The organism is Acidovorax sp. 69 (genome assembly GCF_002797445.1).
GTDB lineage: Bacteria > Pseudomonadota > Gammaproteobacteria > Burkholderiales > Burkholderiaceae_C > Acidovorax.
The window spans coordinates 3,734,468-3,750,414 of the sequence record NZ_PGEP01000001.1 but is presented as its reverse complement, the minus strand read 5'-3'; the positions used below and the strand labels follow the sequence as shown (position 1 = coordinate 3,750,414).

The window sequence follows — 15,947 nt, the reverse complement described above, 5'->3', positions numbered from 1 at the left end:
CCGGAGGCTTTCGCATGTCCACTGATAAAGAGCTGGCCTCGCGCGAGCGGCTCAGCCATGAGATCGAGATCACGCCCGCGTTCTACGACATCGACGTGATGGAGGTCGTTTATCACGGCCACTACGTGCGTTTTCTCGAACTGGCACGCAGCGCGTTGCTGGCCCAGTTCGACTACGACTACCCGCGCATGCGTGACTCGGGCTTCGCATGGCCCGTGGTGGATATGCGGCTCAAGTACGTGCGCCCGACGACGTTTGGCCAGACCCTCAAGGTGCGCGCCACCATTACCGAGTGGGAGAACCGGCTGCGCATCGACTACCTGATGCGCGACGCGGCCACGGGTCAAAAGGTCAACAGTGCGCACACGATCCAGGTGGCGGTTGATATGCAAACCCGCGCCATGTGTTTCGTCTGCCCGCCTGTGTTGTGGGAGCGACTGGGCGTGGCGCCATGAGAGTCACTTCCTGGTTGCAGGCCTTTGCGCTGGCGATGTATGCGCTGGTTCTTGCATCGGCACATGCTGCAGAACCCGCCGCGCGCGAACTGCTGGCCAAGGTGCGAGAGCGCGTGCAGGACGCGCCCGTCGTGCGCGGCGGGTTTGACCAGCTCAAAACCGTCAAGGGCTTCAAGCAGCCGCTGCGCTCCAGTGGCGACTTCGTCGTGGCGCGGGGCAAAGGCATTGTCTGGCACGTGCTGCGGCCCTTCGAATCCACGCTGGTGGTCAGGCCCGACAGCCTGCAATCGCGCGGCAGCGATGGCAAGCTCACCATGCAGATGCGCGCGCAGGACGAGCCGGTGCTGCGCACCGTCAACGCCATGCTGTTCGCCGTGATGTCGGCCAACCCGGCAGAACTCGCCCAGCATTTCGAGGTGACCGGGCAGGTGGCGGTCAAGGGCTGGTCGCTGCACCTGGTGCCGCGCGACCCTACGCTGGCTCAGTGGCTCAGCGCGGTGGAGCTGCAGGGCAACCAGTTCGTGCAGGAGATTCGGCTGCAGGAAGCGCGTGGCGATGCCAGCGTGATCCGTGTCCTCTCGCCCGTGGCCGAGAACGTGCTGCGCCCGCAGGACGCGGCGCAGTTCGAATGACGGCGGGTACTGTGACTGCATGGCGCAATCTCCGTTGAATCCCGTGGCCGATACACCGCCCGGCTGGCTGTGGCGCGCAGCCGCAATCGCCTGGTTGCTGGTGATCATTGCCGTGGGCGTGCACCAGTGGCAGTTCTGGATGCACGACGGCATCGACACCGACGTGATGGCACTGCTGCCCGTAAACGAGCAGGCGCCCGACGTGGCCTTGGCCACCGAGCAACTGGTGGGTCAGATGTCGCGCCAGGTGGTGCTGCTGCTGGGCGCGGGTGAGTGGGCCGAGGCGCGCGCGGCCGCGCAGGTGTTTCGCCAGGGCCTGGTCATACGCGCTGGCACGCGGCTGCGCGAGGATGCCATCGCGCAGAAGACCTCGATGCAGGCTGCGCTCGACTTCTATCAGCCCTGGCGCGAGCGACTGCTCACGCCCGAACAGCGCGCCCTGCTGACCGGTACCCCCGATGCCGCCCTGGTGCAAAAGGCGCTGCAGGACCTGTATCAGCCTGCTGTGCAGGCGCGCCTGTCCGACTGGGTGAGTGACCCTCTGGGCCTGTGGACCCAGTGGTGGACGGCGCGAGGTGCGCAAAGCCAGGCTCGCCCGCGAGATGGCGAGCTGTGGGTGGCGGCTGACGGCCAGCAATGGGCGGTGCTGGAGTTCACGCTCGAGGGTTCGGCCTTTCGCCTGTCGGGCGAGCCGGTGCTGGGTAACGCGCTACTGGGGGCGCTGGCCGATGTGCAGGCAAAGTGGCCCGGTGCCCGCATGGTTGTTGCCGGGGTGCCCTTGCATGCCGAGGCCGCCGCCGTGCAGGCCCATAGCGAGATCAACACCATTGGCTGGGGCTCTTTGGCTGGCGTGATGCTGCTGGCCTGGTTCGCGTTCCGTTCGCTGCGGCCGGTGGCCCTGGTCGGCGTTTCGTTGCTGGTGGGTTGCGCGGTGGCGCTGTCGGTCACGGCGTTTTTTTTCGAGCAGGTGCACCTTTTGACCCTGGTGTTCGGCGCCAGCCTGGTGGGCGTGGCCGAAGACTATGGCATCCACTACTTCGCCAGCCGCCAGGGCGCGCCCAGGCGCAGCCCGCACGGGCTGATGCGCGGACTGATGCCGGCGCTGTGGCTGGCGTTGGGCACCAGCGCCATCGCCTACCTGGCGCTGGGTGCTGCGGCCTTCCCAGGGCTGCGGCAGATGGCGGTGTTCTCGGTGGTGGGGCTTACGGCCGCCATGCTCACCGTGGTCTGCTGGTTCCCCTGGCTGGACCGGGGCACCATGCCCCACAGCCGTCTGGCCCAGCGTATTGGCCAGACGCTGATGGCGTGGCCGCGCTGGCGCTATGCGTTCACGGGCTCGGTGGTGGTGTGCCTGGCCCTTGCCCTGATGCTCTGGCTGTGGGGCGGCCTGCGGGTGCAGGACGACGTGCGCCAGCTGCAGAACGGCTCGGCGGCCCTGGTCGCGCAGCAGCGCCAGGTGGGCGACATCCTGGGTCTGCCCAGCCCGGCGCAGTTCTATCTGGTGCAGGGCCACACGCCTGAGCAGGTGTTGCAGCGCGAAGAGGAACTCAAGGACAAGCTCGACGCACTCGTCGCGCACCAGGTGCTTGTGGGCTACAGCGCAGTGTCGGACTGGGTACCCTCGGCCCGACGCCAGGGCAGCGATGCGCAGCTGGTGGCCCGTGCGCACGAGGCTGTCTACAAGGGCGTGAACGCCGAGCTGGGCGAAAGCTTTGCACGGGCCCCCACTCCCGAGTCCGCGCCGCTCACGGTGCAGGCCTGGCTCGCGCAGCCGATATCAGCCGCCGCGCGGCCTCTGTGGCTGGGCGAGCGCGACGGCAGCTACCGCAGCTTGCTCATGCTGCGCGGGGTGAAGGGCGTCGAATCCCTGCCCGCGCTGGCCGGTGCCGCGCAGGGCCTGGAGGGCGTGACCTGGGTCGACAAGCCCGCCGAAATATCGGGCCTGCTACAGCGCTACCGCATCTCCATGACCGAACTGCTGCTGCTGGGCCATGTGCTGGTGCTGGCCGCCCTGTGGCTGCGCTTTGGCCGAAGGGCCTGGCGTGCCTGGATGCCCACCGTGATGGCCAGCCTGGCAGTGGTGTGTGTGTTCGCTGCATTGGGCGCGCCGTGGCAGCTGTTCAACGTGCTGGCGTTGATGCTTCTGCTGGGCGTGGGCATCGACTACGGTATCTTTCTGCAGGAGCATGAGGACGACCCTCACGCCTGGCTGGCGGTGGTTATCGGCGCGGGCAGCACCTGGCTGTCGTTCGGGCTGCTGGGTCTGTCCGAGACACCCGCGCTCAAGGCTTTCGGCCTCACCCTCATGCTCGGCCTGCCGCTGGTGCTGGTGCTGGCGCCACTCTTTCGCGGCACAACAGACAACGAGAAAAAACAGTGAAACAACGTCGAATGGAACAGACCGAGGTGCTGATCGTGGGCGCGGGCCCCTCGGGCGCCGTGGCCGCAGGAATTCTGCGCAAACAGGGGCGCGAGGTGCTGGTGCTGGAGAAGGAGGTCTTCCCGCGCTTTTCGATTGGCGAGAGCCTGTTGCCCCAAAGCATGGCCTACATCGAAGAAGCCGGCATGCTGCAGGACGTGGTGGAGGCGGGCTTTCAGTACAAGAACGGCGCCACCTTCGCCAAGGGCGATCTGCGCACCGAGTTTGACTTTCGCGACAAGTTCTCGCCCGGCTGGGGCACCACCTACCAGGTGCAGCGCGGCAATTTTGACAAAGTGCTGGCCGACGCTGCCGAGAAGGCCGGCGCCGAGATCCGCTACCGCCACACGGTGACCGCTGTGGACGTGTCGGGCGAGCAGCCCGAGGTCTCGGTCACCTCGCCCGAGGGCGAGGAGTACACCGTGCGTGCGCGCTTCCTGCTGGACGCCAGCGGTTTCGCGCGCACCCTGCCGCGCATGCTGCAGCTCGAGCGCCCGTCGGACTTCCCCGTGCGCGGCGCCCTGTTCACGCACATCCAGGACGGTATCGCCCATGGCGACATGGACCGCAGCAAGATCCTGATCTCGGTGCACCCGGTGCACCACGAGGTCTGGTTCTGGACCATTCCCTTTGCTGATGGCCGCTGCTCGCAGGGCGTGGTGGCCACGCCCGAGTTTTTGTCGCGCTACCAAGGCACCGAGGTGGAACGCCTGCAGGCCATCATCGCGGAAACGTCGAGCCTGGCCCATGTGCTACGCAACGCGGTGTGGGACACGCCGGGCCGGTCCCTCACCGGTTACGCGGCCAACGTCACCTCGCTGTGGGGTAAAGGTTATGCGCTGCTGGGCAACGCCGGCGAGTTCCTCGACCCGGTGTTCTCCAGCGGCGTGACCATAGCCGTCACGTCGGCCAGCCTGGCGGCACGCTGCATCGAGCGCAGCTGGCGCGGCGAGGCAGTGGACTGGCAGCAGGACTATGCGGTGCCGCTGCAGGCGGGTGTGAACACCTTCCGCGCCTTCGTGCAGGGCTGGTACGACGGAGGCTTTCAAGACGTGATTTTTAGCGACCAACACAGCCCCGAGATCCGGCGCATGATTGCATCCATCCTGGCCGGCTACGCCTGGGACAAGAAGAACCCTTATGTGGCGGAACCCCAGCGGCGCCTGCAGGTGCTGGGCGAGCTGTGTCGCATGCCTCGCCCGTCGCGGCAGCCGGGGGCCGTTCCCGCATGAGCGTCGCCCCAATCGTTTTCAGATCGCGCCTGGGCGCTGCACTGCTGACCGTGCTGCTGCTGTCTGCCTGCGCATCGCCGGGTGCGCAGAATGCTGCGCGCGTGCCCTTGCTGGCCCTGTCGCCTGCGGCCCTGGGCTGCTCTGTGGCCGTGCAGCAGCGCCTCACCGTGGAGCTGCCCGACAGGCCCGCGCAGCAACTCGAAGCCTTGCTCGAGGTGGACGCCGAGGCCGTGCGTCTGGCCTTCTTCCTCATGGGGCAGGGCATGGGCACCATGGTGTGGGACGGGAATCGGTGGGACAAACAGCTCGGGCGCCAGTGGCCTGCGCAACTGGCGCCAGAGCAGGTGTTGAGCGACCTGCAGCTGGCCTTCTGGCCCGCGTCGACCGTGCAGGATGCGTTCAAGGCGCCTTGGAGCGTGGAAGCCTCTGCGACGGGGCGCCGCTTGCTGCGCAATGGGCAGGAGCGGGTGCGCGTGCAGTTCGTCGGCAGCTCCGCCGTCGAGATCACCTACCCGCAGGGGCCTTTCACGTTGCGCGTTGAGTCACCCGGCGGCGCCCGTCTATGCGCTTCGGCGCAAGGGGCGTCCTGATGGCCGGCCCGCATGTCTACTTGAACGCCGCATCGGCCTGGAGCGCGCTGGGGCTGGACGCCGCGTCCATGCGCGCGAATCTTTTTTCTGCCACCGACCCGCAAACCCTGCAGTGGACGGACCGCTACAGCCCTGGCCGCACTTTGCCGCTGGGTTGCCTGCCCGCGGGCACGCTGCTGCCCGCGCTGGACTTTGCCCCGGCACACCAGCGCTCGCGCAACAATGCGCTGGCCTGGGCCGCCATGCAGGACCTGCGCCCCGTGGTGGGGCAGGCCATCGCCCAATGGGGCGCCACGCGCGTGGCGCTGGTGGTGGGTACCAGTACGGCAGGCATGGACGAAGGCGAGGCCGCGGCCCGCCACCTGCTGCATGAGGGCCGCTTTCCCCCGGGTTTGGACTACCGCGTGCAGGAGATGGGCAACGTTGCCGAGTTCCTGGCGCTGCACCTGGGTGTGCGCGGGCCTGCGCACGCCATCTCCACCGCCTGCTCCTCGGGCGCCAAGGCCCTGGCCTCGGCCGGCCGGCTGCTGCAGTCCGGCATGGCTGATGTAGTGGTGGCTGGCGGGGTGGACGCCTTGGGCCGCTTCACTGTGGGCGGTTTCAGCGCGCTGGAGGCCGTATCCGCCCAGCGCTGCAACCCCTTGTCGGCCCACCGTAACGGCATCAACCTGGGCGAAGCCGCGGCATTCTTCGTGCTCAGCCGCGACAGCGGCCCGGTGCGCCTGGCGGGCTGGGGCGAGTCGCAGGACGCGCACCACATGTCCGCCCCCGACCCTTCGGGCCAAGGCGCTGTGGCGGCAATGCACAAGGCGCTGGCGCGCGCGGCTATGCGGCCCACTGCCGTGGACTATGTCAATCTGCACGGCACCGCTACGCTGCACAATGACGCCATGGAGAGCCGGGCGGTGCAGTCCGTTCTGGGCCAGGGCGTGGCGGTAAGCTCCACCAAGCCACTCACCGGCCATGCCCTGGCCGCAGCCGGTGCGCTGGAGGCCGCCATTGCCTGGCACGTGCTGCAGGACAACCCCCGCGGTGTGCTGCCCGTGCACTGGTGGGACGGCGCGGTGGACCCGGCTATTCCGGCCCTGAACGCAGTGGCCCCCGGCCAGCAGCTCGACAGGGCCGTGCGCGCAGTGCTGAGCAATTCTTTTGCCTTTGGGGGCAGCAACAGTGCCCTGCTTTTCGAGGCCGCCTAGCCATGAGCGACCAACCACTTATACCCATCGAAAACTATGTGCCCCACCGGGGCGTGATGCTGCTGCTGGACCGCTTGCTGGCCGCCGATGAGGACCGCGCCGTGGCCGAGGTCACCGTGCCGCGCGATGGCCTGTTCCTGCACGACGCTGGCATGCCCTCCTGGGTGGGCATGGAGTACATGGCGCAGACAGTGGCCGCCTGGGCCGGCTGGAACGCCCTGCGCAAGGGGCGGGCCGTGCAGATCGGCTTCCTGCTCGGCTCGCGCAGGTTCGAGGCCGCGCAGGCCTTTTTTGCAGCCGGCACCCGGCTCACGGTGCGCGTGCAGTGCGAGCTGATGGGCGACAACGGCCTGGGTATGTTCGACTGCCGCATCGAGGCCGATGGCGGGAGGGAGTTGGCAACCGCGCGCATTTCTGTCTTTGAGCCTAGTGACGGGAACACCTATATTTCATCATCCGCGCCGGCGCAGGGCCAGTGAGCGCACAGGCACTCATAAAAACAGACAGAACGACAGAGCTAGAACGACGAGGGAGCACGCCGGGAGACCGGCAGATCGATACCAAGAATGAACGAGTTGACGAAGACACCACCAGCCCCGGGCACCGGCGCCACCATCCTGGTGACCGGCTCCAGCCGGGGCATAGGCCGGGCCATTGCGCTGCGCATGGCCCAGGCCGGCCATGACATCGTCGTGCACTGCCGCAGTGGCTTGGACCACGCGCACAGCGCCGTCGCAGAGATCGAGGCCCTGGGCCGCAGCGCGCGCGTGCTGCAGTTCGATGTAGCCGACCGCGCCGCCTGCGCCGCCGCGCTGGAGGCCGACATCGAGGCCCACGGCGCCTACTACGGCGTGGTGTGCAATGCCGGTATCGCCATGGACAACGCCTTTCCCGCGATGACGGGCGAGGAGTGGGACCGCGTGGTGCATACCAACCTGGACGCGTTCTACAACGTGCTGCACCCCGTGGTCATGCCGATGGTGCGCAGACGCAAGCCCGGGCGCATCGTGACGCTGGCATCGGTCTCGGCGCTCATGGGCAACCGGGGGCAGACCAACTACAGCGCGGCCAAGGCCGGTGTGATCGCCGCCACCAAGTCGCTGGCCATCGAGCTGGCCAAGCGCAATATCACGGTGAATTGCGTGGCCCCGGGACTGATCGACACCGAAATGGTGAACCAAGAGGTGCTGGAGCACGCGCTGGACATGATTCCCATGCGCCGCATGGGTACGGTGGGCGAGGTCGCTGGTGTGGTCGCCTTCCTCATGGGGCCCGAGGCCTCGTACGTCACGCGCCAGGTCATTTCGGTCAATGGAGGCATGGTCGGATGAGCACCGCCGCCAAATGCCGCGTCGTCATCACGGGCATCGGCGCCCTGAGCCCCCTGGGCAACGACTGGGCCACGGTGCGCAGCCAGCTGCTCAGTGGCCGCAACGTGATCCGCGTGATGCACGAATGGGAAGGCTACGAGGGCCTGAGCACCCAACTGGGCTGCACCGTGCAGCCGTTCGAGCTGCCCGCGCACTACAACCGCAAGACCATGCGCAGCATGGGCCGCGTGGCGCTGATGGCCACCCGCGCCACCGAGATCGCGCTGGAAAACGCCGGTCTGCTGGGCGACCCCTTCGTCAAGAGCGGGCACATGGGCGTCTCATACGGCTCCTCGGCCGGCACGCCAGCGGCCATCGGCGACTTCGGCCGCATGATGGCCGAGAAGAGCACCGAAGGCATCAACGCCAACACCTACATCAAAATGATGTCGCACACGGCCGCGGTGAACATGGGCGTCTTCTTCGGCGCCACAGGCCGCGTCATCCCGACGTCCAGCGCCTGCACCTCGGGCAGCCAGGGCCTGGGCTACGCCTACGAGGCCATCCAGAGCGGCAAGCAGCTGGCCATGCTGGCCGGCGGCGCCGAAGAGCTCGATGCCACCCAGGCTGCGGTGTTCGACACCCTGTTCGCCACCAGCACCAAGAACGACACGCCCGAGCTCACGCCCCGGCCCTTCGACGCCCAGCGCGACGGCCTGGTGCTGGGCGAGGGCGCCTGTACCTTCGTGCTCGAAGAGCTGGAGCATGCCCAGGCGCGCGGCGCGCAGATCCTGGGCGAGATCATCGGCTTTGCCACCAACTCCGACGGCACCCATGTCACCCACCCCAACCCGGCCACCATGGCCCAGGCCATGCGCATGGCGCTGGCCGACGCCGGCCTGGCGCCCGAAGCCATCGGCTACATCAACGCCCACGGCACGGCCACGGACCAGGGCGACATCGCCGAAACCACCGCCACGCACGCGGTGTTTGGCGGCGCGGTGCCCGTCAGCACCCTCAAGGGCTACATGGGCCACACCCTGGGCGCCTGCGGCGCGCTGGAGGCCTGGATGACGCTGCACATGATGCGCGAGGGCTGGTTCGCCCAGAACGCCAACCTCACCGAACCCGACCCTCGCTGCGGCACGGTGGACTTCATCATGGGCCAGGCGCGCCAGCTGCAAACCGACGTGGTGATGAGCAACAACTTTGCGTTCGGCGGCATCAATACGTCATTGATCTTCAAACGGTGGAGCGACTGAAAAAATATGGCAGAAACGATGAAAAGAGCGAATACGCAGGCGCGTTGGGCCGGTGTGTTCATCGCCTTGGCCTTGTGCATGGCCAGTGGCGCGGCGCTGGCCCGCACCGCCGATATGTACGATGCGCCAAAAGTCTTGGCGGTGTCGGCCACACCCCTCGATGCCAGCCAAACCCGTGACCGCATCGTGGCAGGCGGCCAGGCCTTGGGCTGGGTTGTGACCCGAGAAGCTCCAGGGTTGGTGGAACTCAGTTACGACAAACAAGGCAAGCACCAGGTGACGGTTGCCGTGCGCTACGAACCGACGGGCTACAAAATCGACTACGTGACCAGCTTCAATCTGAACTATGAAGAGATCGGCGGCGTGCGCAAGATTCACCCCAACTACAACCGCTGGATCCTCAACTTGATTAAGCGGATCGGGCCGGTTTGATGCCCAGGGACGGGCACCTTGGCAATCACCAACAACAAGGCCTTTTTCGAGGCGAGGGAACAACTGTGAAAAAGCATCTGGTTTTGGCGCTGGTAGCGCTTTCTGCGGGCACCATGGCCCATGCACGCAATGACGTGTTGACACTGCCGTTGGATGAGGTAGTGCGGATGGGGGTGGAGCAAGGCAAGCTCGACGGCAGCGTCAAGTTCTACCTCTCGGGTGCGAAGACGCCCAAAGTCAGCGCGCGTCTGGGCGAAGACGTCGCCAACAAAAAGACCAACGGCGTAGGCAAAGACGACGCCTTCGGATGCAAGTGGGCAGCGTTGTCCGCGCTGATTGCGTTCCAGGAGTCGGCCAAGCAAAAAGGCGCCAACGCCGTGGTGGACCTGCACAGCTACTACAAGCGCGACACCATCAAGAACCCGGTCACCTACCAGTGCCATGCTGGCAATATCGTGATCGGTGTGACGCTGAAGGGCACCTACGCCCGCACCGGTGGCTGAGGGGGCTGAGCGAAGCGACGCGAGCCTTGGCGGGTAAGTCGGTCGCTGACCATAAGATTGACAACACTCTCCTTGCTGAGAGATCCGGAGGAATGGCATATGAAGATGAAGGTCCACCAATGGGTTTTGGCGCTGACCGTGCTGGGGGCGGTCAACGGGGTGCACGCACGCGACAAAGTGCAACTGCAGCCCCTGGAAGACGCCGTGCGCCTGGGGCTGAAGGAGGGCAAGCTCGATGGCAGTGTGAAGTTCTACCTCTCAGGCGCACCCACCCCGGAGATGGCCGCTCCCAGCCTGGGCGAAGAGCATGTGAACCGAAGAACCAGTTCAGGTGGCAAGGATCCTGTATTTGCATGCCATTGGGCGGCGCTGTCCGGGTTGATCACCCTGCAAGAAAACGCCAAGAAGCAAGGCGCCGATGCCGTGGTGGACCTGCACAGCTTCTACAAAGAAAAGACCTTCAAGGATCCGGTGCGTTTCGAATGCTATTCAGGCAATTTTCTGACCGGCGTGACGCTGAAAGGCACCTACGCCCGCACTGCGCCGTGAGGTGAACGCTCCGCCAGACACCCAGGCCGCTGCGGCGGCGTCTGCGGTTGCACCTGCGGCGCCGCAGATACAGGTGGCCGCGCAGGCGTCCGTATGGGCGCAGGCCCAGCGACTGGCACCGGGTTGGCTCAGTGAAGGCGAGCAGGTGCGTCTGGCCGCCATGCAGCGCCCCGCAAGGCGCCAAGAGTTTGTGGCCTGCCGCTATGCTCTGCGCAGCCTGCTGGCGCAGGCTACCGTCACCCCCGTGGAGCACTGGCGGCTGGACGCCGCAGAGGGCAAGGCGCCAGCGCTGAATGTGCATCACCATGGCGCGGATGCCGCGGCTTCAATGTACCTTTCCCTATCACACAGCGATATGTTCATCGCCTGTGCACTGGCGACCCAGCCCGTGGGTGTGGATATCGAGGTACAAAGTATTCGATCCTCCTGGCGCGATGTGCTCGCACCGGCTGCCCTGGCCTGCTCCGACCGCGAGATGCAGCAACTGCATGCCATCGACTGCGAACGGTCTCGGCAGCGCCTGTTTGTGCAGTGGTGGAGCCTCAAAGAGGCGTACTTCAAGTGCCTTGGGACAGGCGTCGATTTTTCAGTCATCCAACGCATCGAATTTTGTCGAGCAACCGTCTCTTCAGCGCCACCGCTCGCGCACGCGCAATCGTGGTCAGGCGAAACGCTGGATGGGTATGACGTTGTGCTTTCAGCATGTACGCTTGAACGCGGTACACAGCCCTGTGCATTGCTTGGTGATGCGGACATCAAGTGGCATGGCGACAGCGATTGGGTCCTGATGCCGTGTTGATCTGCCTGCGGGCGGATTGACGTCTGCCCGGTAGAGCGCATCCGCATGCCCCGCAGAGAATAGTAATCTTGAAAAGAAAGGTGCTTGTGAATCAACCCGTTGCCCATGCCGAACTGATCGCCACGTTCAAAAGGGCACAGGCCGATGCCGCCCACAAGCAAGGGCTGATCAAAACCGTTGCCGCCAAGGGCCCCAAGGCCATCCAGACTGCGGTCGATACGGCCGCCAAAGCAGCGAAGCGCAGGGATGCGTATGCCGAGAAGCTCGCTGCACTGGGGGTGGTTCTCGAGGATTGAGAGAAGGGTGATGCCACCTGCAAAGTGCGATGCTGCAAGGCGTGTCAGTGTGCTAGTCAGTGGCCATGAATGCCTTGCATTTCATAGCTGCTAGCGCTTATCTATAAAGCGCTAGAGGCCAATTTGGCCTAAAAATCCGGGTGCACGGGCCGGGTGCACGGGCCGTGCGCACTGCCCAGCCAACCCTCAAGCATTCGGCTCATCCACGGGGCTGCCCGGCAGCTCGACCGGCGGCGCATCTGCTGGCGCATCAATAGCCTCTGGCTTCGGATCATGGTCTTGGTCCTTGTCTGGGTGTTTTGGTTGCGTGACCATGGCTGCATCTCTAGTGAATAGTTTCTCGAACACTATCACGCAAGGCGGACTGGTGGCGGGGCTTGGACCATCGCGCCCACCCGCCGACAAAGCCAGCTCCATTGCCTTGACCAGTGAGTCGCCAATGTGCTTCACCACCTTGCGAGAGACCATGGCGCCCAGCGTGGCGCGCGGGCCGCTCAAGGCCCTGCGCTACGGGGACGAGGGCGTGCGCGACAAGACGGGCATCGTTGTGCAGGACGAGGTGGGCGCGGCCGAGCTGCTGGGCCAGGCGGCCGGGTTCTCGCCATCGAGCGTTCGCAACTCCTTCGAGGGGACGGGCGCCATACCGAAACACCTGCCCGGTCACCTGTTTGACCCGGTGCACCCTGTCGAGGGCACCGCGCGCCTCCATCTTGCGCAGCGCAGCCAGCACGTCGCGCGGTCCGATGGCCGATATGGGCATGACGCCAATGAAGGGGATCACGTCCTTTTCAAGCCATGAGGTGATTTTGTTTTGCGTGGCGTCTGCGCGTTCTGCTGCTGTCTTGGCCAGCCATTCGCGTGCTACTAGTACAAAGGTGTGTGTCGCCGCATCCGCCTTGGCTTGCTTTTCCTCGCGTTTGGCGGTGCTGGGGTCGATCCCATCTGCCAGCAGCTCGCCTGCCTTCTCTCGTCGTTGCCGCGCTTTGGCCAGCGAGACTTCGGGGTACACACCCAGCGCCAGCGTCTTTCGTTTGTCGGCAAAGCGGTAGTCCATTCGCCAATACTTTCCGCCTGCATTGACCAATAGATACATGCCCCCACCGTCAGTGTTCTTATCGCCTCCAGACTTGCCACTATGCTTCGTGTTTTTGGTGAATGTGTCTGTGAGGGCCATGAATCCCTCCGCTGACGGTATGTCGGTTGGCGGTATCTGGACATACCGTCAGAGATACCGTCTTTTTGACGGTATGTCATGGTAGTTAGTGAGGCGGCATGAGGCAAAGAAAAACCCGCTACACCTATGAGATGTAGCGGGTTTGATCCGTCTTGATGCTATCTGACAGCATTAGATGGTGCCCGGGGCCGGAATCGAACCGGCACGCCTTGCGGCGGGGGATTTTGAGTCCCCTGCGTCTACCAATTTCACCACCCGGGCAGAATATGTGAAGCCCCGAATTATGGCACAGTAGGGCGTATGAAATATCCGACGATTGAAGACGCGGTAGGGCACACACCGCTGGTGGCGCTTCAGCGCATTGGGGCCAAGGACAACACGGCGCGGGGCAATGTGGTACTGGGCAAGCTGGAGGGCAACAATCCTGCGGGGTCGGTGAAAGACAGGCCTGCACTGTCGATGATCCGTCGGGCGGAGGAGCGGGGCGACATCCGCCCTGGCGACACCTTGATCGAGGCCACCTCGGGCAACACGGGGATTGCGCTGGCCATGGCGGCGGCCATCAAGGGCTACCGCATGGTGCTGGTGATGCCAGAAGACCTGTCGATTGAACGCGCGCAGACCATGAAGGCTTTTGGGGCGGAGCTGGTGCTGACGCCCAAGAGCGGCGGCATGGAACATGCGCGCGACCTGGCAGAAGCCATGCAAAAACGCGGCGAGGGCAAGGTGCTGGATCAGTTTGCCAACCCCGACAACCCGCGTATCCACTACGAAACCACGGGCCCCGAAATTTGGGAGCAAACCGGCGGGCGCATCACCCATTTTGTGAGCGCCATGGGCACCACGGGCACCATCACCGGGGTGTCGCGTTTCCTGAAAGAAAAGAACCCGGCGATTCAGATCATTGGAGCGCAACCCGAAGAAGGTTCGCGTATTCCGGGTATCCGCAAGTGGCCGCAGGAGTACCTGCCCAAGATTTATGACGCGAGCACGGTAGACGAACTGGTCTACGTGAGCCAGGACAACGCCGAAGACATGTGCCGCCGCCTGGCGCGAGAAGAGGGCATCTTCGCAGGCATCTCTGCGGCTGGCGCCTGCTGGGTGGCGCAACAGATTGCAGCGCGCGACAGCAATGCCACCGTTGTTTTCATCGTGTGCGACCGGGGTGACCGGTACCTGTCCACCGGCGTTTTCCCCGCCTGACGCGAAGTGCCTGCTCGGCACGTTTTTTTGATGAAACTGGGTGCTGGCGCTTGATGAATAAGCGCCGGCAGCTATCAAAATAATAGTATATGCACTACGAAGCCCGACACTGCACCCATTGCGGAACCTCTTTGCAGCCCATTACCTTGGCAGAAGATGGCGGCGACAAAGAGCGCTTGCGTTGCCCCGCCTGTGGCTGGACACACTGGAACAACCCCACGCCCGTGCTGGCGGCGATTGTGGAGATTGGCGGCAAGGTGCTGTTGGCCCGCAATGCCGCCTGGCCGGGCAAGATGTTTGCGCTGATCACGGGCTTCATGGAGGCGGGCGAGTCGCCCCAGGAGGGCATTGCGCGCGAGGTGAAGGAAGAGACCAACCTGGACGTGCTTTCCGCCACCTTGGTGGGGGCGTACGAGTTTTTGCGCATGAATCAGGTCATCATTGCCTACCATGTCGTGGCCGAGGGTGATGTGCGCCTGTCGCCCGAACTGGTGGACTACCGGCTGTACGATCTCGCAGACCTCAAATGCTGGCCAGCGGGCACCGGGTATGCGCTCGCAGACTGGTTGCGCACCCGGGGGCATGAGCCTGTGTTTTTTACCGCTGAGGAAAATGCGGAACGGCGCCGCGGGCTGGACGACCTGCCGCCAAAGGACTGACGACCATGGATGCTCACAAAGAAATCGATACCCGGGGCCTGAACTGCCCTTTGCCCATTCTCAAGGCCAAGAAGGCCTTGGCCGACATGGCCAGCGGGCAGTTGCTCAAGGTGGTTGCCACAGACAAAGGGTCGCTGCGCGACTTTCAGGCGTTTGCCAAGCAAACAGGCAATGAGCTTGTGGAGCAGCAGACCGTGGGTGAAGAGTTCATCCACATCCTGCGCCGCAGGTAGAAATAGCCATAAAAATAGCTGCCAGCGCTTTCTAGATAAGCGCTGGCAGCTATCAAAATTGAAGCGGTGTGAACACACCGTGGGTTACAGCGCCAAGGTCTTCAGGTATTCGCGGAAGTGTTTGCCCACTTGTGGGTGCTGCAAGGCCAACTCTACGGTCGCCTCCAGAAAACCTTCCTTGCTGCCGCAGTCGTAGCGCTTGCCCTGATACTGAAAAGCGTACACGGCCTCGTTCTGCATCAGGCGGGCGATGCCATCGGTGAGCTGGATTTCGCCGCCCACGCCGCGTTGCTGATGGCGGATCTCGTCAAAGACACCGGGCGTGAGGATGTAGCGGCCCGCCACACCCATGCGCGATGGGGCGACGTCGGCTTTGGGCTTTTCCACAATGCGGTCAATGCGGATCAGCGGGCCACCGGCGGGCTCGCCTGCCACGATGCCGTAGCGGTGCACCTGGTCTTCGGGGACTTCCTGCACGGCGATCACCGAGCGGCCTTGTTGGCGAAAGGCGGTCACCATCTGCTTGAGCACGGGTTCTCCGTTGGCAGGCCCCACCATCAGGTCATCGGCCAGCAAGACGGCAAAGGGCTCTTTGCCGACCAGCGGTTCGGCGCACAGCACGGCATGGCCCAGACCGAGCGAGCGGGGCTGGCGCACAAAGGCGCAATCCATGTCGTCGGGCTGAATGGAGCGGACCAGCTCCAGCAGCTCTTTCTTGCCTGCCGCCTCCAGTTCGGCCTCCAGCTCGTAGGCGGTGTCGAAATGGTCTTCAATGGCGCGCTTGCTGCGACCCGTCACAAAAATCATGTGGCGGATGCCTGCGGCATAGGCCTCTTCTACGGCGTATTGGATCAACGGTTTGTCCACCACAGGCAGCATTTCCTTGGGCGATGCTTTGGTGGCGGGAAGAAAGCGTGTGCCGAGGCCGGCGACGGGGAAAACGGCTTTGCGGACGGTGGTGGCAACAGTCATGGGGCTCCTTCAGTCAATGCGTGTCGAGTGC

The 15,947-nt window shown here is 64.7% G+C and carries 19 protein-coding genes and 1 tRNA gene; 17 read left to right on the top strand and 3 right to left on the bottom strand.

Going from position 1 to position 15,947, the window contains the following annotated elements:
* Positions 1 to 14 precede the first annotated feature (14 nt).
* The 14 genes from CLU85_RS17200 to CLU85_RS17135 all read left to right on the top strand — a co-directional run bounded on the left by CLU85_RS17200 (position 15) and on the right by CLU85_RS17135 (position 11,675).
* Positions 15 to 455: a thioesterase family protein gene (locus tag CLU85_RS17200; protein WP_100411331.1), complete on the top strand. Its 441-nt coding sequence runs from the start codon at positions 15 to 17 to the stop codon at positions 453 to 455.
* Entirely contained in the window at positions 452 to 1,087 is a 636-nt protein-coding gene (locus CLU85_RS17195; protein WP_100411330.1) for an outer membrane lipoprotein carrier protein LolA, read from the top strand. Before CLU85_RS17200 ends, CLU85_RS17195 begins: the two co-directional genes overlap by 4 nt.
* Positions 1,088 to 1,106: 19 nt before the next feature.
* On the top strand, positions 1,107 to 3,467 hold the full coding sequence (locus CLU85_RS17190; RefSeq protein ID WP_100411329.1) for an MMPL family transporter: 2,361 nt from the start codon (positions 1,107 to 1,109) through the stop codon (positions 3,465 to 3,467).
* A gap of 11 nt (positions 3,468 to 3,478) precedes the next feature.
* The gene (locus CLU85_RS17185; protein ID WP_100411328.1) at positions 3,479 to 4,738 is read left to right on the top strand and encodes an NAD(P)/FAD-dependent oxidoreductase; all 1,260 of its coding nucleotides are present in this window, start codon (positions 3,479 to 3,481) and stop codon (positions 4,736 to 4,738) included.
* Entirely contained in the window at positions 4,735 to 5,328 is a 594-nt protein-coding gene (locus tag CLU85_RS17180; RefSeq protein WP_100411327.1) for a DUF3261 domain-containing protein, read from the top strand. Before CLU85_RS17185 ends, CLU85_RS17180 begins: the two co-directional genes overlap by 4 nt.
* A complete protein-coding gene (locus CLU85_RS17175) occupies positions 5,328 to 6,524 on the top strand; it encodes a beta-ketoacyl-ACP synthase (protein WP_100411326.1) in 1,197 nt (398 codons plus the stop codon). Before CLU85_RS17180 ends, CLU85_RS17175 begins: the two co-directional genes overlap by 1 nt.
* A 2-nt stretch (positions 6,525 to 6,526) precedes the next feature.
* On the top strand, positions 6,527 to 7,003 hold the full coding sequence (locus tag CLU85_RS17170; protein ID WP_100411325.1) for a hypothetical protein: 477 nt from the start codon (positions 6,527 to 6,529) through the stop codon (positions 7,001 to 7,003).
* An 87-nt stretch (positions 7,004 to 7,090) separates the two neighbouring features.
* Entirely contained in the window at positions 7,091 to 7,855 is a 765-nt protein-coding gene (locus CLU85_RS17165) for a 3-ketoacyl-ACP reductase FabG2 (RefSeq protein WP_100411324.1), read from the top strand.
* Positions 7,852 to 9,096: a beta-ketoacyl-ACP synthase gene (locus CLU85_RS17160; protein WP_100411323.1), complete on the top strand. Its 1,245-nt coding sequence runs from the start codon at positions 7,852 to 7,854 to the stop codon at positions 9,094 to 9,096. Before CLU85_RS17165 ends, CLU85_RS17160 begins: the two co-directional genes overlap by 4 nt.
* Positions 9,097 to 9,102: 6 nt before the next feature.
* The gene (locus CLU85_RS17155) at positions 9,103 to 9,528 is read left to right on the top strand and encodes a hypothetical protein (RefSeq protein ID WP_232727857.1); all 426 of its coding nucleotides are present in this window, start codon (positions 9,103 to 9,105) and stop codon (positions 9,526 to 9,528) included.
* Positions 9,529 to 9,593: 65 nt separating this feature from the next.
* Entirely contained in the window at positions 9,594 to 10,031 is a 438-nt protein-coding gene (locus tag CLU85_RS17150) for an excinuclease ATPase subunit (protein WP_232727856.1), read from the top strand.
* A gap of 99 nt (positions 10,032 to 10,130) precedes the next feature.
* Positions 10,131 to 10,580, top strand: coding sequence for an excinuclease ATPase subunit (locus CLU85_RS17145; protein ID WP_100411322.1), 450 nt, complete (start codon positions 10,131 to 10,133; stop codon positions 10,578 to 10,580).
* A 1-nt stretch (position 10,581) separates the two neighbouring features.
* A complete protein-coding gene (locus CLU85_RS17140) occupies positions 10,582 to 11,379 on the top strand; it encodes a 4'-phosphopantetheinyl transferase superfamily protein (protein ID WP_100411321.1) in 798 nt (265 codons plus the stop codon).
* Between the two features lie 86 nt (positions 11,380 to 11,465).
* Positions 11,466 to 11,675, top strand: coding sequence for a hypothetical protein (locus CLU85_RS17135; protein WP_100412609.1), 210 nt, complete (start codon positions 11,466 to 11,468; stop codon positions 11,673 to 11,675).
* A 325-nt stretch (positions 11,676 to 12,000) separates the two neighbouring features.
* On the opposite strand, the gene CLU85_RS23455 is transcribed toward CLU85_RS17135, so the two are convergent.
* Entirely contained in the window at positions 12,001 to 12,849 is an 849-nt protein-coding gene (locus CLU85_RS23455) for an integrase arm-type DNA-binding domain-containing protein (RefSeq protein WP_232727855.1), read from the bottom strand.
* 176 nt (positions 12,850 to 13,025) lie between these two features.
* Positions 13,026 to 13,110: transfer RNA gene (locus tag CLU85_RS17120), tRNA-Leu, on the bottom strand.
* A gap of 39 nt (positions 13,111 to 13,149) precedes the next feature.
* Here CLU85_RS17120 and cysM point away from each other — a divergent pair.
* The 3 genes from cysM (at position 13,150) to CLU85_RS17105 (ending at position 14,944) form a co-directional block, all read left to right on the top strand.
* Positions 13,150 to 14,052 carry a cysteine synthase CysM gene (gene cysM, locus CLU85_RS17115; RefSeq protein WP_100411319.1) on the top strand — a complete coding sequence of 301 codons (903 nt, stop codon included), beginning with the start codon at positions 13,150 to 13,152 and terminating at the stop codon, positions 14,050 to 14,052.
* An 89-nt stretch (positions 14,053 to 14,141) separates the two neighbouring features.
* Positions 14,142 to 14,711 (top strand): NUDIX domain-containing protein, encoded by a 570-nt coding sequence (locus CLU85_RS17110; protein ID WP_100411318.1) that lies wholly within the window; start codon positions 14,142 to 14,144, stop codon positions 14,709 to 14,711.
* Positions 14,712 to 14,716: 5 nt separating this feature from the next.
* Positions 14,717 to 14,944 (top strand): sulfurtransferase TusA family protein, encoded by a 228-nt coding sequence (locus CLU85_RS17105; protein ID WP_100411317.1) that lies wholly within the window; start codon positions 14,717 to 14,719, stop codon positions 14,942 to 14,944.
* A gap of 84 nt (positions 14,945 to 15,028) precedes the next feature.
* On the opposite strand, the gene galU is transcribed toward CLU85_RS17105, so the two are convergent.
* Complete coding sequence (gene galU, locus CLU85_RS17100) at positions 15,029 to 15,916, bottom strand: UTP--glucose-1-phosphate uridylyltransferase GalU (protein WP_100411316.1); 888 nt, start codon at positions 15,914 to 15,916, stop codon at positions 15,029 to 15,031.
* Positions 15,917 to 15,947: the final 31 nt, after the last annotated feature.

Bases quoted from the DNA above. Each gene is read 5' to 3' on its own strand.
- CLU85_RS17200 (WP_100411331.1), top strand. From the start codon at position 15: ATGTCCACTGATAAAGAGCTGGCCTCGCGCGAGCGGCTCAGCCATGAG.
- CLU85_RS17195 (WP_100411330.1), top strand. From the start codon at position 452: ATGAGAGTCACTTCCTGGTTGCAGGCCTTTGCGCTGGCGATGTATGCG.
- CLU85_RS17190 (WP_100411329.1), top strand. From the start codon at position 1,107: ATGGCGCAATCTCCGTTGAATCCCGTGGCCGATACACCGCCCGGCTGG.
- CLU85_RS17185 (WP_100411328.1), top strand. From the start codon at position 3,479: ATGGAACAGACCGAGGTGCTGATCGTGGGCGCGGGCCCCTCGGGCGCC.
- CLU85_RS17180 (WP_100411327.1), top strand. From the start codon at position 4,735: ATGAGCGTCGCCCCAATCGTTTTCAGATCGCGCCTGGGCGCTGCACTG.
- CLU85_RS17175 (WP_100411326.1), top strand. From the start codon at position 5,328: ATGGCCGGCCCGCATGTCTACTTGAACGCCGCATCGGCCTGGAGCGCG.
- CLU85_RS17170 (WP_100411325.1), top strand. From the start codon at position 6,527: ATGAGCGACCAACCACTTATACCCATCGAAAACTATGTGCCCCACCGG.
- CLU85_RS17165 (WP_100411324.1), top strand. From the start codon at position 7,091: ATGAACGAGTTGACGAAGACACCACCAGCCCCGGGCACCGGCGCCACC.
- CLU85_RS17160 (WP_100411323.1), top strand. From the start codon at position 7,852: ATGAGCACCGCCGCCAAATGCCGCGTCGTCATCACGGGCATCGGCGCC.
- CLU85_RS17155 (WP_232727857.1), top strand. From the start codon at position 9,103: ATGGCAGAAACGATGAAAAGAGCGAATACGCAGGCGCGTTGGGCCGGT.
- CLU85_RS17145 (WP_100411322.1), top strand. From the start codon at position 10,131: ATGAAGATGAAGGTCCACCAATGGGTTTTGGCGCTGACCGTGCTGGGG.
- CLU85_RS23455 (WP_232727855.1), bottom strand. From the start codon at position 12,849: ATGGCCCTCACAGACACATTCACCAAAAACACGAAGCATAGTGGCAAG.
- cysM (WP_100411319.1), top strand. From the start codon at position 13,150: ATGAAATATCCGACGATTGAAGACGCGGTAGGGCACACACCGCTGGTG.
- CLU85_RS17110 (WP_100411318.1), top strand. From the start codon at position 14,142: ATGCACTACGAAGCCCGACACTGCACCCATTGCGGAACCTCTTTGCAG.
- CLU85_RS17105 (WP_100411317.1), top strand. From the start codon at position 14,717: ATGGATGCTCACAAAGAAATCGATACCCGGGGCCTGAACTGCCCTTTG.
- galU (WP_100411316.1), bottom strand. From the start codon at position 15,916: ATGACTGTTGCCACCACCGTCCGCAAAGCCGTTTTCCCCGTCGCCGGC.